Consider the following 24,488-nt stretch of genomic DNA (forward strand, 5'->3'; position numbering starts at 1 on the left):
ATATGTCCATTTTATAGTTGAAATCAGCACAAAAAATGTGAGAGATGAAAAAATCTGGATTTTATTTCTATTTCTTCTAATCATTCCAAGAAAAACAATATTTTTGTCCTCTTTACTTTTTTTCAAAAAAAGTTCCCTAATTTTAAACTTTAAAACTCAACAATGATCAAGCTCTCAGGGGTTATAATTACTTATAATGAGGAAAGAAAAATTCAAGAATGCTTAGCATCTCTTGTAGATGTTGTTGATGAAATTGTTGTGGTCGATTCATATTCTACAGATAGAACTGAAGAAATCTGTAAGCAGTTTGATGTTAAGTTTGTCAAACAAGAATTTTTAGGGTACCTAGAACAAAAAAACTTTGCCATTACTCAAGCGTCACATGATCATATTGTCTCATTAGATGGTGATGAAGCACTATCTCCAGAATTACAAAAATCAATCATAGCATTAAAATCAAACTGGGTATATGACGGATACTATATGAACAGATATAATTGCTTCTGTGGTCAATGGATCAAACATTCAGATTGGTATCCCGATAAAAAACTAAGAGTTTTTGTTAAAGGAAAAGGAGAATGGAAAGGAATTAACCCACACGATTCTTATAAATTATTTGGGAATAGTAAAGAAGGTAAATTGAAAGGTGATATTTTACATTGGAACTATCCTACATACAGTGATTACAATAAAAAAATTGAAAAATTCTCCACAATATCATCACATTCTTATCATAAATTAGGCAAAAAAGCTACATTATGGAAAATATATTTTAATCCATTCTGGGCGTTTTTTAAATCTTATTTTATTCGATTGGGCTTTCTGGATGGACTTAATGGATTTGTTATTTGCTCTCAAACAGCAAACCTCACATTCCTTAAATATATCAAATTAAGAGAATTAAGCAAACAAAACAAACACTAAATCAATAAGAGAGTTCTCTTATTATTGCTAAAATTTCTATCCTATTCTCTATACTTTTTTTTCCAAAAAAATATTCTTTTTTTCCAAGCTTTTTTTCTGTAATATTTTTGCTGAAAAGCTTCTGTTAATCCCCACATTTTTTGAAAAATTAACCTTTCATCTTCTCCGGTAAGTTTAGCATATTCATTAGACATAATAGCAACCATCTCTTTTTTTGGTGTCAGTTTACAAAAATTATAAATTCTGGTATCAAAATCCATAGTACCAAAATTCATCCTATTTAAATCTACTAAATAAAAATCATAACCAGAAGGTGTTTTAACAATTAGTGTATTTCCTGGAGAATGATCTAGAAAATGTATTCCTTTTTGATGTAAATCATATGTGAAACTTGTAAACGCTCTTAAAATATGTTCTTTATCTGGATAATCCGGTTGTGTTATAAGTTCGCGGTATGTCAGATCATAAGCTAATAACTCACTCATATAATAACTTCTTTTAAACAAAAATGAAGTGGTTTCGAGCTGATATGCAACAGGAAAAGGTGTTTTAATACCAAACTCCAATAATTTATTCGCATATTGATATGAGCGTTCGGCTTTTGACTTTCTAAAAAAGCGATAGGCTACCTGATTAATTACATTAGGAATTTTAAAAGATTTAATTGTATACTTTTTATCATTAATAGTTATAATTTTAATGACATTTCTATCTCCATCTCCTAATATATCTTGGTAAGTATCAAAATTTGTAATAGCATCTTTTGCATCTCTTTCAATGGCTTTATAATCAGAATGTATTATAAATTTATTTTGCATTCTCTTAAACTATTTCTTTTGTAAATATGTATCATTATATCAAAGCCCTCCATAATATATCATCAAGATCTTAGAATTGTAGCAAATATATTCAAATAAAAATCGCGTTTTACCTATTTGCAGATTTTTAATCTAATTTTGAATCGTTCATTTTTAAGACAGATTTAAAATTCTTATGCCTTGGATCTCAATTAGAAAAGTAATGACTATCTTCCATTTCTAACTTGGATTAATCTATAGCATGATGCATTTTCAATAGAAAAAACTTTATAGAGCTATTTTTCCTAAAGTTGCTAATGAATATTTTATAATAGATAAAATCAAACTTCTCTCTTTTCTTTATATTTGTCCTATGACAAAACAACCCCTATCTTGTTCATTAGTTACGCCTACGTATAACTGGCCTCAGGCCTTGGAACTTCTTTTAATAAGTATTAAAAACCAGACTATTTTCCCTGATGAAGTAATTATTGCGGATGATGGTTCGCAGAAGGATACTGCTGACTTAATAAAAAAAATGCAAAAGAACTACCCTGTTCCGTTACATCATATATGGCATGAGGATATTAAGAACCGAAAACCTGCCATAATGAATAAAGCGATTGCCAGTGCTAAATATGAATATATTATTGAGATTGATGGCGATATCATTATGCATCCGGATTTTGTAAAAGATCACCTTTCTCTGGCGGAAAAAGATGTTTTTTTATATGGTAGCAGAGTTAATATTAAAGAAAACCATTTAGCAACTCTTTTTAAAAATAAACAAACCTCCTTTACTTTCTTTTCTAAAGGTATCAAAAAAAGAGGACGCACCTTACGCATTCCTTTACTAGCTAATCGATACAAAACTGAAGAAAAACGTTCAACTAAATTAAGAGGATGCAATATGTCTTTTTGGCGAGAAGACTTTATTAAGGTAAATGGATTTAATGAAGCACTTACAGGCTGGGGAATAGATGATAGCGAGATGATACAGCGTCTCATTAATATCGGTATTAAAGGCAAAAGATTAAAATATAAAGGGCTAGTATATCATATTTACCATCAGGAACAAGACAAAAGTCATATCGAAGTGAATAAAATAATAGAAAAAGAAACTACTGAGAAAAAAATCACTTACATAGATAAAGGTGTTGATCAATATTTATAATTTAATCAATAGAATTTCTCAAGGCTCTGCCTAGAGTGTAACGCATAGAATCAGGACAAAGGAGTCTTGTTTCCTGATTATTGTAATGAAGCGGGCTTATTTTTAATAACTTGCACTCTTGGATTAAGGTAGTTCATATAACATCAGCCTACTATTTCTTTATATATCTGATAAGTATTATTTCCAAGTTTTTTAGCTGTATAATTAAGAATGAATTGCTGATATGAAATCTCTTTGAATTTAGTGCTTAATGAAGAAGACTCTAATAGAATTTTCAATTTATCAGCTAATGCAGCTACATCACCTACTTGAGTTAAAAAACCATTTTTAGCATCTTCAATGGCTTCTCCCACAATGCCAACTTCTGTAGAAACTACAGGAACCTTTTTATAAAAAGCTTCTAATACAGTAGTAGGTCCACCTTCTCTCTCTGATGTCATTAAATACACATCAAATTGCGGTAATAATAGAGACGCTTGTGTTTTGAACCCTATAAAAGAAATATAATCTTCTAATTTTAAATCCTTCACTAATTCCTGAAGTTCTGGAGTAAGTTTAGAAAACTCTCCTATCTGAATCATATGAATATCTTTAAAATTCTTTTCATAGATAAGAGCGTGCAGCGTTTTTATTAATGTAGGTAAATCTTTTGCTCTTGTATGATTGGCTATATTTCCTATAATTTTAGTCTCATTATCAATGTCAAATTCTCTTCTTATATTAAAATCAGAAGCTAACACTTCATTTTCTACCTTAACTCCGTCATAAACAACACAAAGTTTTGAATGATTCTTAGCGTATAAAACTTCTTCAAAATGATTAAGAACTACCTGAGAAACGCATAAAATTTTATGAATATTCTTATAATTATATTTGTACTTGCTCAAAGCACTAATTTTTCTACTAATTCCTTTTTTTGAAAAAACAGTTTTTGTCTTCAACCTCATCAAAATATCTGTTATTACATAACCAGTTACAGAATCACTTGTATGAAGATGGAGTAAGTCAAAGTTATTTTCTATTACACATTTTTTCAGCAGTTTCCTGTATGCTTTATTATAAGGTTTTAATCTAGGAATAGTAATTACATTAATTTCATATGCTCCGGCTAATTCACACAACTTGGTATTTTCATAGCAAAAAAGAGATTGCGCTACCCCCAATCTATTCAACTGTTCAATTAAATAAATAAGTTGCTGTTCATTTCCGCCCCAACTTTTAGCACCAGATATATGTAAAACCTTCATAAGATAAAACGTATTAATATTGACAAATATATAGTAATTTTGAGCCTTGTACAGAAACAGCATCAATTTGTGCTATCAATTCATCAAACTTATAACTAAATGATAGACTATAGAGAGGAAATAGAGGAAACCATTGCCACCCTAAAACGTGGGGGTATTATCTTATATCCAACAGATACGGTGTGGGGATTAGGCTGCGATGCTACCAATCCTGGAGCTATCGATAAACTATACAGGCTAAAAAACAGAGTAGAAAGTAAATCTATGATCTGTCTTGTTAGCGATTTTAAAATGCTACAGCAGTATGTAGAAGAAATTCCGGAAGTAGCCTACGATATTCTAAAATATGCAAAAAAAGCAACTACCATCATATATGACCGACCGCTAAGAGTCGCAGAAAACATAATTTCTGAAGATAATACTTTAGGCATTCGAGTAGTAAGAGACCCTTTTTGTGGTAAATTGATTAAGAAATACAAAAGACCTATCGTATCTACCTCTGCTAATATCAGTGGTAAAGCGACACCTATGAACTTTGAAGAAATTAGCTCCGCCATTTTGGAAGGCGTAGACTATGTCGTAAATTTGCCATTGCCAAACAAAAAAGCAAAACCATCATCTATTATTAAAATTGGTGGAGATAGTGTTGTTAAAATTATTAGGAAGTAAATCGATTCATGTCTGAAATTAAAAATCACAAAGAAGCTTTATCTCATCCCGTTTTTAAAATCATTACTCAAGCAGCTTCTTCTTTAGGAATAGAATGTTATGTTATCGGAGGTTTTGTAAGAGATTATCTTTTAAAGCGAGGAACTGCGAAAGACATTGATATAGTAGCCATTGGCAGCGGAATAGAACTTGCCAGAGAAGTCGCTAAAATCTTACCTAATCATCCCAAAGTTCAGGTTTTTAAAACCTATGGAACTGCTATGCTCAAAACTGATGGCATTGAAGTAGAATTTGTGGGTGCCAGAAAAGAATCCTATAGAGAAGATAGCAGAAATCCAATCGTAGAAAATGGTACCCTACAAGATGATCAGGATCGAAGAGATTTCAGTATCAACACATTAGCATTAAGCCTGTCCTCAAAGAATTTTGGAGAATTATTAGATCCATTTCGTGGCATTAAAGATTTAACAGCCAAAATAATCAGAACACCACTAGATCCTGATATTACCTATTCTGATGATCCACTACGAATGATGCGTGCTATTCGTTTTGCAACACAATTAAATTTTAAAATTGAAGAACAATCTTTAGAAGCAATTACCAAAAACAAGGATCGTATTACGATCATAACCAAAGAAAGAATCGTAGATGAATTGCATAAGATTATAGGAAGCAACAAACCTTCTACAGGATTTCTACTATTAGAGAGAACTGGTCTTTTACCATATATCCTGCCAGAACTTACAGCACTAAAAGGTATCGATGAGGTAGAAGGACAACGACATAAAGATAATTTCTACCATACCTTAGAAGTAGTTGATAATATTTCAGAAAACACGGATGATTTATGGTTACGCTGGGCTGCCCTACTCCATGATATCGGTAAAGCCCCCACTAAAAAATTCAGTAAAAAAGTAGGTTGGACGTTTCATGGGCACGAATTTGTTGGGTCAAAAATGGTGTTTAAGTTATTTAAAAGGCTAAAAATGCCATTGAATGATAAAATGAAATTTGTCCAAAAAATGGTTTTAATGAGTTCCCGCCCTATTGTAATCGCCTCTGATGTAACAGATTCTGCTGTACGTAGACTGGTATTTGATGCTGGCGACTATATTGAAGAACTTATGACCCTTTGTGAAGCTGATATTACCACTAAAAACCCAAAACGTTTTAAGAAATATCACAATAATTTTAAAAAGGTACGTCAAAAAATGGTCGAAGTAGAAGAACGTGACCATATCAGAAATTTTCAACCTCCTGTTTCTGGTGAAGAAATCATGAAAACCTTTAATATCAAGCCATCTCGAGAAATTGGAGTGATCAAAGAAGCAATAAAAGAAGCAATTCTGGAAGGAGAAATACCTAATGAACATAAAGCTGCTTTTCAGTTTATGCTGGATAAAGGAAAACAGTTAGGATTAGTTGTTGGATAATACGCATTCATATATAAACAAGAAAAATAAAATTAGGCAAGAAAACAAACATCGCAGAACAAACACCTATACATCGAGGGTTTTTATAACTTCGAGACACTAAAAAAATATCTGAAATCCAATAGTATGAAAAAATATTTTAGAGCATTAGTGATTACATCCATCGTACTTATTTATCTAATCATTATTGCAGGTGCTGTGGTAAGAATGACAGGATCAGGTATGGGATGTCCGGATTGGCCTAAGTGTTTTGGCTATTATATCCCTCCTACTTCTGAAGCGCAAATACAATGGCAACCTCGTACCGCATACCGAGAAGGTATGATTGTGATTGTAAAAGAATCCCTAAGAGTTAGTACGAGAAACTTTACCTCATTAGAAGTATATCAACCTACAAATTGGGAAGTTTATACTAAGCATGATTATGCAAAATTTAATGTATGGCATACCTGGATCGAATATATAAATCGATTAGTCACAGTACTTTCAGGAATCCCTATACTATTGATGTTTATTTTTTCTTTTACTTTTTGGAAAGAGAAAAAATTAATTCCTATCTTATCAACCCTGATCATTATAGCAATGCTTTTTCAGGCTTGGTTAGGTAAGATTGTAGTTGATTCCAACTTGCTTCCTATTAGAATAACAGTTCATATGATAGTTGCCTTCATTATTTTGGCTGTTTTATTATTTGTGTTATATCTGACTAAGGAACGAATCACTTCCAATCGATATTCGACTGTTTTTAAAACTATTCTTGTGTTTTCTGTATCTTTAACTTTGATACAAGTAGCTTTAGGCACTCAGGTACGTCAACATGTGGATGAACAAATAAAAACATTTGGTGAATTTGCAAAATCGACTTGGCTACACCCTCCTACACTCAGTTTTTATATTCATCGATCTTTTTCGATTATAATCGTACTTATTAATGGATGGTTATTTTGGCAACATAAAAAACTACAACTTGCATTATCTAAACTAAACTGGGTTTTAATCCTAATAGCCTTAGAAGCTTTCACAGGAATATTGATGTTTTATTTTGATTTCCCTTTCTTGTCACAACCTTTACATTTAGTACTATCCTCTTTATTATTTGGAGTGCAATTTTTTATATTTTTAGAAGTCTTCAAAAATAAAGCCTGGGAAAGCTAAAAATCTAAAATTAGTCGAGAACAAGTTCGTATCTTTGCATTTCCAAAATAGTTAATAATGATTTACCGTTTCAGAATTATTCTCGACACTGAAGAAGATGTTTTTAGAGATATCGAAATCGATGAAAATTCGAATTTAGAAGAATTTCATAACGTAATTACACAATCTTTTGGCTTTGATGGTTCAGAAATGGCTTCTTTTTATACCAGTGATGAACAATGGAATCAAGGTGAAGAGATCTCTCTTTTTGATATGAGCGATGGTAGTCAACCTGTGAGGTTGATGAATGAAACTATCTTATCAGATGTAGTTCACGAAGCTTCTGTAAAACTTATCTACATATATGATTTCTTAAGCATGTGGACCTTTATGGTTGAACTTGCTGAGATTGCAGAGTTTGAAGATGGAAGAGAATATCCTAACACTATGTTTGTCCACGGTCAGTTACCAGATACAGCTCCTGAAAAAGAGTTTAAAGCAGATGGTGTAGAGGATACTGATTTTGAAAATAATGATTTTATTGATTTAGATGACTATGATGAATTGGATTTCAATGAGAATTGGAATTAATAAAAGTTACTAAGTCTAAAAGCATAATATGGCTCATTTTTTTAATTTGAAAATCAAGTAAGTACTTTTAAAATTTAGCAAAAATCATTGAATCTTTTTACAGATATATTTGTATTCACTAAAAGATTCCTTAAAGAAGAATTGTATAGATGAACTTCCCAAATTAGAAGAACATCTATCTCAATTCAAAATAATATTACAGATGGTTATAGTAACAATAAAAAAAAATGACTATCTACGATTCTTTACTATTGTAATAAGCTCTTTTTTAAAATTATAAATACAAACGGAAATTGGAAAAAATCTAGAATTCATATCGGAAAAAGGTTTTATAACAATTTATAATGACACACGTTAATTAGAGTGTATGTTATCAATTGTTATTAAAAAAGTTAAAGAATCGGGAATTTATAAATTCGGACTTAAACAAAAAACTCTGAAACTTTGAAAAAAATAATTGAACTTCAACGTAATAAACAAAATAAATGATCAATCTTTATAATACTCAAATAGAATCTCTTTCTATCCATCGAATTGGTAATAAAAGTAGAAATGAAAATATCTTTCTTTCTGACGCTCCTTATGCAATTAATGATGAATTAACGGCTTTATTAAAAGAATATTTTTTTAAACCTTTCAGAGAAAAAGAAGAAAACTATTTTCAGTTTGCAAATGAAGTTGATGTTGAGTTTAATCCATTATTTAAGATCGTCAGTGAAATATTTGATGATCCTTCATCAGCACACGAGAAGTCTAAAAGAATTGCTTCTCTCTTATATGAACAATCACAACATCCCCATATCAAAAGTGGAGAAGTCTATGTTACCTATCTAGAAAATAATACAATAGATAATGAAAAGGTAGCTGCCCTAGGTATTTTTAAATCAGAATTAAAACATGATTTTCTTCAATTTGAAGAACAGGGATCTAATATAGAGTTATTACATCAACAAGGAGTGAATTTAAACAAACTAGATAAAGGCTGTTTAATTTTTAATCACAAAAAAGAAGAAGGATATAAAATTCTTTCTGTAGATTCTAATCGCTATGACACTAAATACTGGTTAGAGCATTTTCTGGGAGTTGAAGCTTTTGAAGATGAAAATTTTTACACTAAAAAATATATGAAATTTTGTGAAGATTTCTCTAAAGATGTAGTACTACCTGCAGAGGATAAAAAAGAACAGGTGATGTTTATGAATCGTGCTGTAAATCATTTTGCTAAGAATGATACCTTTGAAGAATCCGCTTTTTTAAATGAGGTAATTGATAATCCTGAGCTTATTCCAGAATTTAAACACTATAAAACAGAAAAAGCACCTAAATATCACATTGAAGATCTCACTAAATTTCCTATTGCAAATACAGCAGTAACGGCAGCCAGAAAGAAAATAAAAAACATCATCAATCTGGACACCAATATTCAGATTAAAATGGATTTTATCAACCCTGAATCTGCGGAAAAATTTGTTGAAAAAGGCTGGGATGAAGAAAAACAGATGTACTATTACTTAGTATATTTTAACAAAGAACAGAAGGATTAATATATAGTATTGAAAATTAAATACTTATATTAAAAAACAAACGTAATAAATTCGAAAATAGACAGTATCCGTAATTTCTGTTTACACAAAATTACGGAAACTGTCTCTCTTTAACTTAAATTTTCAAATCTATTGTTTTATAATTCTCTTTTCCATAATATTACCATTGTTCGTTCTTACCTTAATCACATAGAGTCCCGTTTGTAAGTTACTTATAGTAATTTCTTTTTGTGAAGTTGATAGTACTTTTTTACCTGATAAAGTATAAATTGATACTTCTTCCGGTTCTTCATTTAACTGAACGGTTACGTTATCTTTTATTGGATTAGGATATACCATAAAATCTTTTAAAGTAAAATCGTTGGTGCTTAAGCTATTACAATCTACTTGATAACTTGCAATAACATCTTTTAAAGCAGACCAGTTAGTATCTGAATAATCAGTATCATCTACTTGTATACAAACTAAACTATTATTACTTGTAAAGTTCGAAAAAACAGTACTCAAATTTGTATTGTTTCCATTAGCTATATTTAAATTTGTTAATTCATTATCACTACAATTTAATATAATTAACTCTGAATTAGCTGAAACATCGATACTTTGTACTTGATTATTGTTACATCTAAAAAGAAATAACTCTGAATTAGTTGAAACATCGATACTTTGTATTTGGTTATTAGCACAATTAAAAATTTCTAAAGCTGTATTAGTTGAAACATCAATATTCACTAACTCATTAGTATCACAGTATAATTCTATTAAAGAGGTATTAGTCGAAATATCTAAACTCTCTAATTTACTATTGGTACATCGTAAAGTTTCTAAACTTGTAACACCTAAAACATTTAAATCGCTTATTAAACTGTTAGCACAGTTAAGATCTATTAAAGCCGTGTTAGCTGAAACATCTAAACTTTCTAAATCATTACTACCACAACTTAAAGATTTTAAATTATTATTGTTTGAAACATCAAGGTTTGTTAATTTATTAAGACTGCAAAATAAATCTTGTAAATCCGTATTATTTGATATATCTAAGTTTGATATTTGATTAAAACTACAAGACAAATTTAGTAACGCTGAATTAGTTGAAACATCTAAACTCGTTAACTGGTTGAAACTACAATCCAAATTTCTTAAAACTGTATTAGCGGAAATATCTAAACTTGTTATCTGATTATCAGAACAGTCTAATTCTACAATATTAACAAAGGCTTCCACCCCTGTCAAATCAGTTATCATAGCATCACTGACATCCATTACCCCAGTAAAAGCTATTGCCTCTCCGCAAGAGATTTCGGTATCATTGTTAGTATTAATACTTAAATTATTAACTAAGTAGCTTTTAAAATTAACATCTGGTATATTAACATTATCCGTACATTGTGCATTAATGTAGTTAGTTAATAAAATTGTAAGTAGTACTATTTTTTTCATAAGAAATAATTCTATTAAAATTTGTTGAATAGATACATAATACATTAAAGCGATTTACACTTGTATTGTTCTACATGTAAGTGTCGTTGGCATCTAAAATGTTACGTTTTACGCAAAAAATAATTTCAAACTTCTAATTTTTTGATTTTATTTTTCTGTTTTCATATTTCCAGTTTTGTTTTTAAAACTACCCCTCTAACAAGCGTTTCATATTTACATTTTCATAATTACGCCTTACAAAATCCAGACCCGTTTTTAAAATCTCTCCCATTGATTTACAACGACGAAACTTTAGATCCAGAGTAAACCCATACAGCTGTTCTCCTAGCAATTGTATATTTTCTTTACTTGAAATTTTATCTGTACACATACAATCCATTAAGGTATTGGATCTAGAGCGGGCATTCAGCATTCGTTTTGCTAATACAGAACGCTCTTCTTTTTTGTATTGTTCTATAGAACTAGGTTGCAACTTATTAGCTACAAGATCTACCATTTTAAAATTTTCTTTAAAAAACTGAGGTTGATATACCTTTAGTTTCCCTTCATAACATTGCTGATCAAAGTCAATAGCCCTGATCTTATATTCTACCTGATCAAAGTCATGTGTAGGCACAATAACATAATTGTAGGATCGCATATCTCCTAATAAGCGCATCTGGCAACGCTCATTAAACTTCACAAATTCTTTAGCAATTTGAGCCTTCGCTCTATCACTAAGATCATCTAAAAAATCCTTAATAAATTCATCTCCCGGAATTCCCGCAATATGCTCTTCAATTAAAGTGTTTTTATACACTAAAAAATTAATTCTATTAGGAGAAAACATATGTTCTAACTCCAACCCATAAATACGAGAGGCATCCGCCTTCTTTACATAAATATATGTGTAATTATCATTGAGAATATTTCGTATTTTAATTCTAAAGGGTTTAGAATTCCCAAATGTACAGTAATCAATAGCATCTATATTCAGGAACTCAATAGTATCCTCATTCCCATCAGAGTGAAGAATTGTATAAACTTTTTTTAAACTTGACTCTATTTCTACCCGTTCGTGTTCTTCATAATATACCCGGATCCATAATGTATCTTCATCATTACTATCATACACTACAATAGAACCAGAAAACCGAAGTAAGTCGTCGTAAAAAACAGGGATTTTGATCTGACGATTACAATCCTTTAAATATGAATCTAATCTATCATTTATAGGATATGTAGGTTTCTTCTTAGACATTAATTTTTCTTCCATAAAATAAAATTAATCAAAATATACCAACCTACTTCGTCTATTTGTTGGAATATCATTATTTTGCGTTTTTAGCAGTATATTTATTATTAGATATATCCTGTAATAGTTATAAAGTCACAACCTAGTCTTGTAACTACCAAATAAGTAGAAACTCAGTCATCAATTCTTATCATAAATACTGTAAAACTTATGACAAACCCAGCAATTAAAACTTTGTGAAGTTTATCTTATGTTCATTTTAAAATTATAATTTATATCATGAACATGTAACAAAATCAACAGACCATCGTCTTACTGAATATAAACGCTAAAAATAATCACTATTGGAAACCATCTTAACTTTACAAAATCTTACAAAAAGATTTGGGGCAATTACTGCGGTGAATGATCTTTCATTTACAATAAAAAAAGGGAATGTATACGGTATTCTGGGTCCAAACGGAAGTGGTAAATCAACTACTCTGGGAATTGTTCTCAATGTGGTCAATAAAACTACCGGTAACTTTAAATGGTTTGATGGCAATACATCAACGCATCAGGCGCTTAAAAAGGTAGGAGCCATTATAGAACGTCCTAATTTTTATCCTTATATGACAGCCGCTCAAAATTTAAAGCTAGTCTGTAAAATTAAAGGAGTAACTCCTGATAAAATTGAAGAAAAATTAGAGATTGTTGGTTTATTAGATAGAAAAGATAGTGCTTTTAGTACATTTTCATTAGGAATGAAACAAAGATTAGCGATTGCTTCTGCATTATTAAACGATCCAGAAATTCTTATTCTTGATGAACCCACCAATGGATTAGATCCACAAGGAATTCATCAAATACGAGAAATTATAAAAGTAATTGCAGCTCAGGGAACCACAATTCTACTTGCTTCACACCTTTTGGATGAAGTAGAAAAAGTATGTAGCCATGTGGTTATTATCCGCAATGGTATAAAACTATATTCAGGACCTGTAGATGAAATGAATGTCAACTTTGGTTTTTTTGAGCTCAATAGTAATCAAAATAGTGTATTAAAAAAATGGCTGTCTGATCATTCGGGTTTCGGGGAAATTAAAGAAGAAGATGACAAACTCATAGCCTATTTGACTCAGGATATTGATGCAGAAAGCTTAAATAAAGAAGTATTCGAAGCAGGGACTATCTTAACACATCTTGTGAAAAGAAAAGAAAGTCTGGAAGAACAATTTTTACAATTAACAAATAACCTAAACTAAGGCATGCTACGATTACTTACAATAGAATTTCATAAACTACGATACAATAAAGCTGCGAAGATATTAACCATTACCTATTTTGTTTTATTAACGGCTATCTCGTTAATTGCTTCATATGAGTTTAATTTTGGTGGTGTTCATATTAGACTAGCTGATCAGGGAATTTTTAATTTCCCTTATATCTGGCATTTTAATGCCTGGTTTGCAGCATGGCTGAAACTGTTTTTGGCTATAGTCATTGTAGCGATCATGGCTAATGAATATACTAATAGAACACTAAAGCAAAATCTAATTGATGGACTTAGTAAAAAGGAATTTTTAGCGTCTAAATTCTTAACCGTTGTCATATTCTCATTATTATCCACTGTATTCTTATTTATCGTATCGCTGATTCTGGGATTGATTTTTTCAGATTTTAATGAGTTCTCAATTATCACTACAGATCTCGAATATATCTTTGCTTACTTTATAAAACTAGTTGGCTTCTTTTCATTCTGTATGTTTTTGGGTATTCTTATCAAAAGATCAGCCTTTGCCCTTGGTTTTTTAATTTTTTGGCAAATTATTGAAGGTGTATTTAAATTAATTTCAAGTTTGTTTAAATGGAAATTCGACACTGATATTTTAGATAAGATAGTTATTCAATTTCTCCCATTAGAGAGCATGAGTAACCTCATTAAAGAACCTTTTACAAGACTTAGTATCGTACAGTCCACAATGAACCAATTTAATGAAAGTTCTGAAGTTAACTCAGGAGTTCACTGGTATGAGATTTTAATTGTATTAATTTGGACAGGAATATTCTTAAGTCTTTCTTATTATCTTCTTAAAAAGAGAGATTTATAATATCTTTGAGTTATTCAACTCAACACATGAAACATCTCGCCTCTATACTATTACTTTTCACAAGTCTATCTTTATTAGGACAGGGAGAAGCTAATAATTGGTATTTTGGACAAAATGCAGGGCTCAATTTCAGTACCACACCTCCTACAGCACTTACAAATGGTCAATTAAACACCTTAGAAGGCTGTACTACTATTTCTGATGCGAATGGAGCACTGTTATTTTATACAGATGGCTCCGTTATATACACTAGAAACCATACTCCTATGCAGAATGGAACTGGATTATTAGGAGATAGTTCCAGCACCTCTTCTGCGCTGATCGTTCCGCAGCCTAATACCCCAAATATCTATATCGTTTTTACCGTAGATGAACCTCATCATTTAAATGCGGATAATGATGTTAATACAATAGATGGAGATGGTGTTAATAATGGATTTGCTTATTCTGTTGTTGATATGACATTGGATAATGGTAATGGAGGAGTAATCAGCGGACAAAAAAATATTTCATTAATCACTTATGATACCTCTGATACTTTAGAAAGTTTATATAAATGCTCTGAAAAAATAACTGCTGTAAAAAGTGATGATTGTAACTCCTTTTGGGTAATTACTCATTTTATTGATACTTTCTATGCCTTTGCTATTGATCAGACTGGTATTAACATAACTCCTGTTACTTCTAAGGTAGGAGTAACCGTCCCTGTATCGGGATACAGGCGTAATGCATTAGGATACATGAAAACTTCTCCAGAAGGAGATAAATTAGGAGTAGCACATCTGGGGTTAGCCACACAGACTGCTGGTGACGGGCCTGGTAAAGTGTTATTATATGATTTTAATAATAGTACTGGGATTGTCAGTAATGAATTAGAATTATACAATGGAGATGCTCCCTACGGAATCGAATTCTCTCAGAGCGGTCAACGGCTTTATACAACCATAGGTATAGGGGATGCAGGAATTGATTTTGGTTTTGTAATGCAATTTGATCTCTCGTTACCTGTTAATCAGATCGCAGCTAGTGGTACACGACTACTTAATGAGATATCACAAGATTCCTCTGATTTTAGTGCAGGAGCATTACAGTTAGGACCCGATGGAAAAATATACAGAGCATTATACAATTTTACTAATGACCAAGGAAATTATTTAGGGGTCATTGAAAATCCAGAAGAAGTAGCATCAAATATCATCTACAAAGAGCAAGGGGTATTAGTCAATACAGATGGGCTACGGTCATCACAAGTAGGTCTGCCTCCATTTATACAATCAATTTTTTCTCAAACTGTGGATATTATTAATAATGGCGATCCTACAAATACCAATCTTATACTATGTGATGTCAACACCTATAGGTTAGAATATCAAGATATCATGGGTGCAACCTACTCTTGGTTCAAAGATAACGTCCCGATAGCAAATACTAGTTTTTTTTTAGACATTATAGATAGTGCAAATTATCGGGTAGAAATTGATCTTAATGATGGTAGTTGCCCTCTTATCGGAGTTGCCAATGTTACATTTGTACCACTTCCTGTAGCTAATGATTCATCAATTACACAGTGCGATACTTATGTAGATCCAGATGATGGAATTACTTTATTTAATCTTACTGAGTTAACCGATCAGATTACTGATTCCAGTACAGACCGAACTGTCTTATTTTTCAGTGATATGATGAGTGCTCAGAATGGTTTTCCTGAAATTACCAATCCAGAAGCGTATGAAAACACCTCTGTCCAACAGTTATTTACCCGGGTTATTGACAATATAACCGGATGTTACGATATAGCGACAGTAGATCTCTTAATTAGTAATAATACTGCTAATGATGCGATTTTAGAATTGTGCGATGATGATGGTATTGAAGATGGTTTACGAGAATTTGATCTTACGGTAGCAGATTCACAAGTACTGCTGGGCATTACTGATCCTAATTTATCTGTAATGTATTATGCAACGAATATTGATGCCCTAAATAAAGTCAATGCTATAAGTACATTTACCAATACAACTCCTTATACTCAAAATCAGGAAATAGTATATGCCAGAGTAGAAGATAATCAGAATCGATGTTACGGAATTAATACAGTAGAACTATTACTTAGTCCATTACCAGATATCGAGGAAACCGAGGAAATAATTCTATGTCAGGATGAAACGATCGAGATTAATTCAGGATTACAATCAGGAATTAGTTCCAATACTTTTAACTATCTATGGTCTACCGGAGAAACTACCGAACAGATTACGGTTACAGAAGAGGGCACATATACTGTAACCGTTATTAACAAAAACACATTATGTACTAAAGAAAGAACTGTTACTGTCATCCTATCTAAACCTGCGGTTATTCAACAACCTATAGTAATACAGGATGCTACTTCAAACAACACGGTCACCATCAATCTGGTAGAGCCCGGAGATTATGATTTTGCAATTGCTTTTAATGATAGTAATATAAGAACATATCAGGATAGCCCTGTTTTTAATAATGTCCCATCAGGTTTTCATACAGTATATGTAAGAAACAAAAATGGATGTGGTGAGGAAGTAACTCAGGAAATTTCTGTAGTAGGTTTTCCAGCATTTTTTACACCGAATGGTGACTCATTCAATCAAACCTGGAATGTAGATGGAATATCAGCGCAAGTGATAGGTAATTCGCGGATTTTTATCTTTGATCGTCATGGTAAATTAATTAAACAACTTATGGCCAATGGGAATGGTTGGGATGGAACTTATAGTGGTCAACCTATGCCATCTAATGAATATTGGTTTAGAGTAGAATTAGAAGATGGCAGAATCGCAAAAGGAAGTTTTTCTTTGATACGATAAAGGTTTCCTAAAAATTGGACTGAACCTAATCATATCAAACCCTATTCTGTATCTTTAAACAGAAAAAAGAAAGCGTATATAATGAAATTTACAATTGAATCAGAGTTTAAACCTACAGGAGATCAACCAGAAGCTATAAAACAATTAGTCTCTGGTGTAGAGGCAGGAGAAAAATATCAAACATTATTAGGTGTTACGGGTTCCGGTAAAACTTTTACCGCAGCCAATGTGGTTAATGAAGTTCAACGCCCTACCTTAGTATTAGCACACAATAAGACACTGGCAGCGCAATTATATTCTGAGTTCAAACAATTTTTTCCAAAAAATGCGGTTGAATATTTCGTTTCTTATTATGATTATTATCAACCAGAAGCATACATTCCTACTTCTGGCACTTATATCGAAAAGGATCTTTCTATCAATGAAGAGATTGAGAAATTAAGATTAAGTACAACTTCTTCCCTACTTTCAGGAAGAAGAGATGTACTCGTAGTAGCATCCGTGTCCTGTATTTATGGTATAGGAAACCCCATAGAGTTTCAAAAAAACGTAATTTCATTAGCACAGGAGCAAGTCATTTCCAGAACAGCACTCTTACATAAACTGGTACAAAGTCTATACTCAAGAACCGAGGCAGAATTTAATCGAGGTAATTTTAGAATCAAAGGAGATACTGTAGATATTTTTCCAAGCTACGCTGATGATGCTTTTAGAATTCATTTTTTTGGGGATGAAATTGAAGAAATCGAAGCTTTTGATGTTAAGACCAATGCGGTTATTGAAAAATATGAACAAATTACGATTTACCCGGCTAATATGTTTGTAACCTCTCCCGATGTACTGAATGGAGCTATTGACCAAATTAGCTTAGATCTTGGAAAACAAATAGACTATTTTAAAGAAATTGGAAAACATCTGGAAGCTAAACGATTAGAAGAACGTACAAATTTTGATCTCGAAATGATTCGTGAATTAGGATATTGTTCAGGTATCGAAAATTACTCACGATATCTTGATGGAAGACAACCCGGCACACGCCCTTTCTGTCTATTAGATTATTTTCCAGACGATTTTTTAATGCTTGTGGATGAAAGTCATGTAACAGTATCTCAGGTACACGCAATGTATGGTGGAGATAGATCCAGAAAAGAAAATCTGGTAGAATATGGATTTAGATTACCAGCCGCCATGGATAATCGCCCATTAAAATTTGAAGAATTTGAAGCAATTCAGAATCAGGTTATCCATATCAGTGCAACTCCTGCAGATTACGAATTACAAAAAAGTGAAGGAACCTATGTAGAACAGATCATCAGGCCTACAGGACTACTAGACCCTATTATTGAAGTACGTCCCAGCCTGAATCAAATTGATGATCTGATTGAAGAAATGCATATCCGTATTGAAAAAGATGAACGTATTCTGGTTACTACGCTGACCAAGAGAATGGCTGAAGAATTAGCCAAATACCTTACCAGAATTGATGTCCGCTGTAGATACATACATAGTGATGTAGATACTTTAGAACGTGTAGAGATTATGCAAGATCTGAGAAAAGGGCTTTTTGATGTTTTAATAGGTGTCAATCTTTTACGTGAAGGGTTAGATTTGCCAGAAGTCTCCCTAGTTGCTATACTGGATGCTGATAAAGAAGGATTTCTTCGTAATAACAGGTCTTTAACGCAAACTATCGGAAGAGCCGCAAGACATGTGAATGGAAAAGCAATTATGTATGCTGATAAGATTACTAAAAGTATGCAATTAACTATAGATCAAACCAGCTACAGACGAGAGAAACAAATTGCCTATAATACAAAACACGGAATTACACCGACTGCAATTAAAAAATCATTGGATAATGCACTTGCAGGTAAAAAAGTAGAGCCTTATCAATTTGAAAATGCTCCTACCCTGCAAGCAGCAGAGGAAGAAACCGCTTATTACACAAAAGAACAGCTGGAAGTTCGCATTAGAAATGTTCGTAAAGAAATGGAAAAAGCTGCGAAAGATTTAGATTTTATGACTGCCGCAAGATTACGTGATGAAATAAAGATGATGCAGGCAAAGATACAGGATCAAAAAGTATAATTGTTACTGAACAGATACTATCCAATTCAGAGTACCATAGATAACTAACTAATTTTAAAAAGATAACCATGGAAACCAGTTCGATTGAACAATTTATTGAAGGAATTCCAAAAGCAGAACTTCATTTACACATTGAAGGTACTCTTGAACCTGAACTTATGTTTGCTTTTGCAAAAAGAAACAATATCAAAGTTAATTATGAAAATGTATCCGAAGTAAAAAAAGCATATCAATTCAACAATTTACAGGAATTTCTTGATATTTATTATGCAGGAGCAAATGTATTGATTACTGAACAGGATTTCTATGATTTAACCTGGGCTTACCTTATTAAGGTTAAAAAACAAAATGTATTACATATTGAAATCTTCTTTGATCCACAAACACATACAGATCGGGGTATTCCCTTTGAAACCGTAATTAATGGTATACATAAAGCACTGGAGCATGGTGAAGAAAAATTAGGAATAAGCTATCGATTGATTATGTCTTTTCTTAGACATCTTGATGAAGCTTCTGCCTTTAAAACCTTAGAACAATCATTACCTTATAAAGATTGGATTACTGCAGTAGGACTTGATTCTTCAGAACTGAATAATCCTCCGTCTAAATTTCAACGAGTTTTTAATAAATCCATAGAAGAAGGGTATATAACAGTTGCACATGCAGGAGAAGAAGGTCCAGCTTCCTATATATGGGAAGCACTTGACTTATTAAAAGTAGACCGGATTGATCACGGTAACCGATGTCTGGAAGATGAAAAATTAGTAAAAAGACTTGTCAAGAATCAGGTACCCCTTACCATATGTCCTCTTTCTAACCTAGAACTAAAGGTAGTTACCAATCTAAAAGATCATCCTATCGCTTCTATGCTGGCTAAAAACCTACTAGTTACCGTCAACTCTGATGATCCAGCCTATTTTGGCGGATATATGAATGAAAACTATATAGCAATTGCCAGAGCACTTGATTTATCTAAAAGGCAAATTACTGACCTTGCTAAAAATAGTATCAAAGCAAGTTGGCTAGACGATACCCAAAAAGAAAAATTAAAAATCCAGATAGAAACTTATTTTAAAAATAGTTAATCAATTAGCTACTACAGGTTTCTAATGTCTCTTTAGATTATTATGTAGTATTTTAGAAAAAAAATCAATGAAAAAAGTATTCAAAAAAAGACTTAAAAAACTAATATTCATATTAGTAGTAATTTTTATTTCACTATTTGTTTTTCGATTTATTTATGGATATACTAAAAAAGTAGATACTACAAATAATCAAGCTCAGTTCTTTGATAACATCTCTAATAGCAGAAAGAATTATGCGTCTAAAAAGTATCAGATTAAATCCAGTAATACGGTACAAACATCTGTAAATGTTGATCAGAAATATGAGAAAATTGCAGAGATTAAATCCAAGTCTACAGAGTTTGATAAGGAAGAATCAGATGCCAGAAAAAAAATAGAAAAATATAAAGCGTTAATTCAGTTCGAACAGAAAAGTGGAAATCAAGGAACAAGAAAACTCAATCTATTAATCGGTGTTCCCCCAGAAAATTTTGATGCATTATATAAAGACCTTATCCATATTGGAAAAATACAAGCGAAACAGATTACGAAAAAAGATAAAACTAATGAGTATAAAGAGTTAAATGCAAAAAAAGCCTCTCTGGAAAAGATCAGAGCATCTTTAATAGAGTTAAAAACAAAAGGAGGTAAAATTGATGAATTCATGCAATTAGAAAATAGAATTCTGGAAATAGAGCAACAATTACAAGGTCTCGGTGTAAGTCTTGGTGATTTTGATGACGAAAATGAGTTCTGTACGGTACAGTTTTCTTTATTAGAAGGTAAAGAAATCAATATAAGCATTATACACAGGGTAAAGGTAGCGCTGGAATGGACTATAAAAATCTATCTTCAATTAATAGTGATGTTCTTTTTCTTAACCTTATTTGCATATCTATTCCTATTAGCAATTGAAAAATTAAAAATTTTAGAAAATATAATTAATAAGAAATAGTGGTCTTACATCGAATGAGAGAAAAATTCAGTAGTATGTTTATCCTACTACAAACTATAAATAGATATGGGTAATTGATCCTGACGGTGCTTTAGTCTAATTCATAAAAACAATTTCAATCTACCTAAATAGAACTCAGGAAAAGAATTGAAAAAATCTTATTTTTTAAGAATATCGTTTACAATTTTAAGATGGTGTTTAGTATGTAATTCAAGAAAACGTTTTGCCTGCTTGATATTTAAATGACCAAAAACGGGATGAACAAAATTTGCATTTTGATCCAATATTTCTAATTCTTTAAGATTAATTCTAGCTTCCTCTAATTGGGATAAAATTTCTTCAGTTTTAATTTTGTAGGGTGGTAATACAGAAGCAGGAGATTTAGCAGTACCTCTAGGAATATAACCTAATAAAAAAGAAAAAGTTCTTGACAAACTAAATCGGTTTTTATACACCGAGGGGTCTGAACTTTTTAAAACAGCATAAATTTTATTTATAACTTTAAGACTATGATCCAAATGCCAGGCAATAGAAACCTTTGAAACATTAGTTCTTTCTAAATCTTTAAATTGAATAAGGTATGCGATATCGTATAATTTACTATCCATTGACATTATTTTGAATAATTACTACCTATTCCCCACGAGTAGATATACCACCAAACCTTACTTTATATAAACAACGTAAATTAATGTTATTTCATTGTACACCTACATCATTTTTAATAAAATTTATTGTGTCTTTATTTCTTAATCTTATAGAATCAAATATAATTCATTTTGCATATATTTTCATTCAATCAATTATTCCTTAAGGAAAATCATGTATTCCAAAATGATATTTCTAAAGCTGATTTTAACACTAAAAACCTACAAATCAATCAATTTTAAAGAATAATCTTACAAAAATAGCATATTCGACCTAATGAAAATCACCTATTAATTTCTTAAGTTTGCCATATCACACTCTTCATTAATTATATGTATCTACAAAATCTATACGTACATACATATTAGTAACATTTTATTAGGGCTAAAAAATTAACAATACAGCAAGGTATTGTTCAATGAATTAAAACTTTGTCAATATTAACAAAGTTAAAAGTACCCCAAAATGAAACCAATAGTATTGTCACTACTGACCGATGTATTCTCTAAGGATTCATCTAGAACAAAATCTAAAACAACTATAAATCGAATTTTTATTACGGACACGGATCCACAATCAGAAAGAACAATAATGATTGAAGAAGATGAATATTCTATCTGGGCCTACCTATTACAACCAGATATGCAAGGAATTGATTTTGATGGATTCATATGCGCCGTTATCGATCCAAAGACTATGAAAATCGATCCTAAAGATGCTACAAAAAATGGAAATGCAACTCCTTTAGACGCTACTTTTTCTAATCAGTATAGTTATGTAAAAGGAATCAAAAAGGAAGATATTAATGTTAGCTGGAAGCCTAACAAAATAGAGGTCTTATTAAAAAAAGAATTATATCTAATTATGGATATCGAAACAAAAACAAGTTATTCTAAAGCACTTGCTTCTGATTGCTACTATGGAAACAAACTAAACGCACCGGCGTAATTGACAGAAATGATCTTTACCTAATCTTTTTATAAAACATGAGAGAGTAAATTTTATAAATTGAAGTCTTTAAAATCCTAAAATAAAAACGTCCTCGGAGAAGAGGACGTTTTACATAACATTAACTAGCTAAACTTGAAACTTACTTACGAAATTTCTATTAATCTTTTTGGTTGTACCTTCGCTTCTTCTTTTTTAGGAAGCTTTACTGATAAAATTCCATTTGCATATTCAGCAATGACATCTACAGTATTGATAGAATCCGGTAAATTAAATGATCGTTTAAACGTACTGTAACTAAACTCTTTGCGAGTGTACTTACTCTTTTCGTCTGTTGATTCCTTTTTTAATTCTGATGAAATTATCAATACATCATTGTCCAACTCAAGGTTAAAATCTTCTTTTGTTAGACCAGGAGCAGCTAACTCTATCGTAAATTCATCATCGTTTTCTATAACATTTACTGCTGGAGTATTGTATCCAATCTTATTTTCAGTAGCAACTCCACCAAACCAATCAGCGTTCAATACATTATCAAGAATAAATGGTAATCTGTCTGTTCTTTTTACTAAACTCATCTTTTTATATTTTTAAGTTAATTTAAATTTCTTATTCGATGAGTATATAGCAATTAAGATTCCAATTTAATTTAAATGCCATTATGTCTTAATTGCAGAAGATTTAACTGTCTTTTTGTCAAAATATTTTAAAATTAATGACCTTATTGTATAAAAAAACTTCTAAGGATTACTCAGAAGTTTACTGGCTGCTTTCCAATTTTTAGAATTAATTATAAAATTTTGTAAAGATTGCCATCAACTCTTTTGGAGGAATTACTTTATTAGGGTAGGAATGCATTTCTTTCAGCACTGTATCAATTGCCTCAGGACGTAATCCCATCTGAAGCCCCATATTCCTGATCTTATGCAATTCTGACGGCACTGATTCTTGATCCACGTTCATTAGCAAAACTAATCTATGAAATTGTAATATTCGTTCCGACTCAGGATGTATACTTTTCTTTTGCACTCCTTTCTCCATAAGCTCTCCAAGCTCGTGAGCAGTTATTCCTAATTGTTCTGCTACAGCCAAAATAAAGCCATACTCCTCTTCTTTTACCTTATTATCCGCTCTTGCAAATTCAATCATCTCTGAAAGCAAACTCAATTTTTCTTCTTTACTATACATATGTTGTTTTAATAAATTCCTAGACACTAATTAGTTTCCCTTACAAATATTAAAAAAACAGCCAGACTACAAGATACAAATGTCATCTTTTTATTGAATTATCATTAAAAAAAGTACCTTTGCGCTATGGGACTAACAAATAATGATATTTTTAAAAAATTACGTGTTGCGCATAAATTACGTGATGATGATATCGTAAAGATTTGCGCACTTGTAGACTTTAAAGTCACTAAAAGTGAATTAGGTGCTTTATTCAGAAACGAAGACCATCCTAAATATATGGAATGTGGAGATCAAATACTACGTAATTTCCTAAATGGATTAGTTATTCATCTGAGAGGTCCAATGCCTAAAAAGGAAAATAAAAAGTAAGTTTTTATATGCATACATAATTAAAAAATCCTGTGGAGCTAGCTCCACAGGATTTTTTAATTACATAAAGCAGTCATCCTATTAAGGTGACTTATTACAAGA

22 protein-coding genes are annotated in these 24,488 nt (G+C 31.4%); 15 read left to right on the forward strand and 7 right to left on the reverse strand.

Annotated elements, in window-relative coordinates; genetic code table 11:
* The first annotated feature begins 162 nt into the window (after positions 1–162).
* Positions 163–924 carry a glycosyltransferase family 2 protein gene (locus tag ABD816_RS11235; RefSeq protein WP_344927381.1) on the forward strand — a complete coding sequence of 254 codons (762 nt, stop codon included), beginning with the start codon at positions 163–165 and terminating at the stop codon, positions 922–924.
* A gap of 41 nt (positions 925–965) precedes the next feature.
* Here the strand turns inward: ABD816_RS11235 and ABD816_RS11240 are convergent, their stop codons facing one another.
* Positions 966–1,742, reverse strand: coding sequence for a Kdo domain containing protein (locus tag ABD816_RS11240; RefSeq protein ID WP_344927383.1), 777 nt, complete (start codon positions 1,740–1,742; stop codon positions 966–968).
* A 352-nt stretch (positions 1,743–2,094) separates the two neighbouring features.
* Here ABD816_RS11240 and ABD816_RS11245 point away from each other — a divergent pair, with 352 nt between their 5' ends.
* Positions 2,095–2,895: a glycosyltransferase family 2 protein gene (locus ABD816_RS11245; protein ID WP_344927385.1), complete on the forward strand. Its 801-nt coding sequence runs from the start codon at positions 2,095–2,097 to the stop codon at positions 2,893–2,895.
* A gap of 143 nt (positions 2,896–3,038) precedes the next feature.
* Here the strand turns inward: ABD816_RS11245 and ABD816_RS11250 are convergent, their stop codons facing one another.
* A complete protein-coding gene (locus ABD816_RS11250) occupies positions 3,039–4,142 on the reverse strand; it encodes a glycosyltransferase (RefSeq protein WP_344927387.1) in 1,104 nt (367 codons plus the stop codon).
* A gap of 99 nt (positions 4,143–4,241) precedes the next feature.
* Between ABD816_RS11250 and ABD816_RS11255 the strand changes: the two genes are divergently transcribed.
* The 5 genes from ABD816_RS11255 to ABD816_RS11275 all read left to right on the forward strand — a co-directional run bounded on the left by ABD816_RS11255 (position 4,242) and on the right by ABD816_RS11275 (position 9,513).
* Complete coding sequence (locus ABD816_RS11255) at positions 4,242–4,811, forward strand: L-threonylcarbamoyladenylate synthase (RefSeq protein WP_344927388.1); 570 nt, start codon at positions 4,242–4,244, stop codon at positions 4,809–4,811.
* 8 nt (positions 4,812–4,819) lie between these two features.
* A complete protein-coding gene (locus ABD816_RS11260; RefSeq protein ID WP_344927391.1) occupies positions 4,820–6,244 on the forward strand; it encodes a CCA tRNA nucleotidyltransferase in 1,425 nt (474 codons plus the stop codon).
* 126 nt (positions 6,245–6,370) lie between these two features.
* Entirely contained in the window at positions 6,371–7,399 is a 1,029-nt protein-coding gene (locus tag ABD816_RS11265; RefSeq protein WP_344927392.1) for a COX15/CtaA family protein, read from the forward strand.
* A gap of 57 nt (positions 7,400–7,456) precedes the next feature.
* Complete coding sequence (locus tag ABD816_RS11270) at positions 7,457–7,969, forward strand: IS1096 element passenger TnpR family protein (RefSeq protein WP_344927394.1); 513 nt, start codon at positions 7,457–7,459, stop codon at positions 7,967–7,969.
* A 485-nt stretch (positions 7,970–8,454) separates the two neighbouring features.
* Positions 8,455–9,513, forward strand: a complete 1,059-nt coding sequence (locus tag ABD816_RS11275; protein WP_344927396.1) for a nucleoid-associated protein — start codon at positions 8,455–8,457, stop codon at positions 9,511–9,513.
* 129 nt (positions 9,514–9,642) lie between these two features.
* On the opposite strand, the gene ABD816_RS11280 is transcribed toward ABD816_RS11275, so the two are convergent.
* Together ABD816_RS11280 and ABD816_RS11285 are read right to left on the reverse strand one after the other, a co-directional pair.
* Complete coding sequence (locus ABD816_RS11280; protein WP_344927398.1) at positions 9,643–10,953, reverse strand: T9SS type A sorting domain-containing protein; 1,311 nt, start codon at positions 10,951–10,953, stop codon at positions 9,643–9,645.
* Between the two features lie 187 nt (positions 10,954–11,140).
* Positions 11,141–12,208, reverse strand: a complete 1,068-nt coding sequence (locus ABD816_RS11285; protein WP_344927399.1) for a hypothetical protein — start codon at positions 12,206–12,208, stop codon at positions 11,141–11,143.
* A gap of 323 nt (positions 12,209–12,531) precedes the next feature.
* Here ABD816_RS11285 and ABD816_RS11290 point away from each other — a divergent pair, with 323 nt between their 5' ends.
* The 6 genes from ABD816_RS11290 to ABD816_RS11315 all read left to right on the forward strand — a co-directional run bounded on the left by ABD816_RS11290 (position 12,532) and on the right by ABD816_RS11315 (position 21,230).
* On the forward strand, positions 12,532–13,431 hold the full coding sequence (locus tag ABD816_RS11290; RefSeq protein ID WP_344927400.1) for an ABC transporter ATP-binding protein: 900 nt from the start codon (positions 12,532–12,534) through the stop codon (positions 13,429–13,431).
* A 3-nt stretch (positions 13,432–13,434) separates the two neighbouring features.
* On the forward strand, positions 13,435–14,277 hold the full coding sequence (locus tag ABD816_RS11295) for an ABC transporter permease (RefSeq protein ID WP_344927402.1): 843 nt from the start codon (positions 13,435–13,437) through the stop codon (positions 14,275–14,277).
* Positions 14,278–14,303: 26 nt separating this feature from the next.
* Positions 14,304–17,120: a T9SS type B sorting domain-containing protein gene (locus tag ABD816_RS11300; RefSeq protein ID WP_344927404.1), complete on the forward strand. Its 2,817-nt coding sequence runs from the start codon at positions 14,304–14,306 to the stop codon at positions 17,118–17,120.
* 81 nt (positions 17,121–17,201) lie between these two features.
* The gene (gene uvrB, locus ABD816_RS11305; RefSeq protein ID WP_344927406.1) at positions 17,202–19,208 is read left to right on the forward strand and encodes an excinuclease ABC subunit UvrB; all 2,007 of its coding nucleotides are present in this window, start codon (positions 17,202–17,204) and stop codon (positions 19,206–19,208) included.
* Positions 19,209–19,276: 68 nt separating this feature from the next.
* On the forward strand, positions 19,277–20,296 hold the full coding sequence (locus tag ABD816_RS11310; RefSeq protein ID WP_344927408.1) for an adenosine deaminase: 1,020 nt from the start codon (positions 19,277–19,279) through the stop codon (positions 20,294–20,296).
* 67 nt (positions 20,297–20,363) lie between these two features.
* On the forward strand, positions 20,364–21,230 hold the full coding sequence (locus tag ABD816_RS11315) for a DUF4349 domain-containing protein (RefSeq protein ID WP_344927410.1): 867 nt from the start codon (positions 20,364–20,366) through the stop codon (positions 21,228–21,230).
* A 158-nt stretch (positions 21,231–21,388) separates the two neighbouring features.
* Here ABD816_RS11315 and ABD816_RS11320 read toward each other — a convergent pair whose 3' ends face one another.
* Entirely contained in the window at positions 21,389–21,838 is a 450-nt protein-coding gene (locus ABD816_RS11320; protein WP_344927411.1) for a DUF1569 domain-containing protein, read from the reverse strand.
* A gap of 505 nt (positions 21,839–22,343) precedes the next feature.
* On the opposite strand from ABD816_RS11320, the gene ABD816_RS11325 reads away from it, so the two are divergent.
* A complete protein-coding gene (locus tag ABD816_RS11325) occupies positions 22,344–22,826 on the forward strand; it encodes a hypothetical protein (RefSeq protein ID WP_344927413.1) in 483 nt (160 codons plus the stop codon).
* 146 nt (positions 22,827–22,972) lie between these two features.
* On the opposite strand, the gene ABD816_RS11330 is transcribed toward ABD816_RS11325, so the two are convergent.
* Together ABD816_RS11330 and ABD816_RS11335 are read right to left on the reverse strand one after the other, a co-directional pair.
* A complete protein-coding gene (locus ABD816_RS11330) occupies positions 22,973–23,404 on the reverse strand; it encodes an Hsp20/alpha crystallin family protein (protein ID WP_344927415.1) in 432 nt (143 codons plus the stop codon).
* Between the two features lie 208 nt (positions 23,405–23,612).
* Positions 23,613–24,014, reverse strand: a complete 402-nt coding sequence (locus ABD816_RS11335) for a TerB family tellurite resistance protein (RefSeq protein WP_344927417.1) — start codon at positions 24,012–24,014, stop codon at positions 23,613–23,615.
* Between the two features lie 126 nt (positions 24,015–24,140).
* Here ABD816_RS11335 and ABD816_RS11340 point away from each other — a divergent pair, with 126 nt between their 5' ends.
* Positions 24,141–24,386, forward strand: a complete 246-nt coding sequence (locus ABD816_RS11340) for a DUF1456 family protein (RefSeq protein ID WP_344927419.1) — start codon at positions 24,141–24,143, stop codon at positions 24,384–24,386.
* Positions 24,387–24,488 lie beyond the last annotated feature (102 nt).

Origin of the sequence: Aquimarina addita (assembly GCF_039539305.1) — a bacterium.
Classification (GTDB): Bacteria; Bacteroidota; Bacteroidia; order Flavobacteriales; family Flavobacteriaceae; genus Aquimarina; species Aquimarina addita.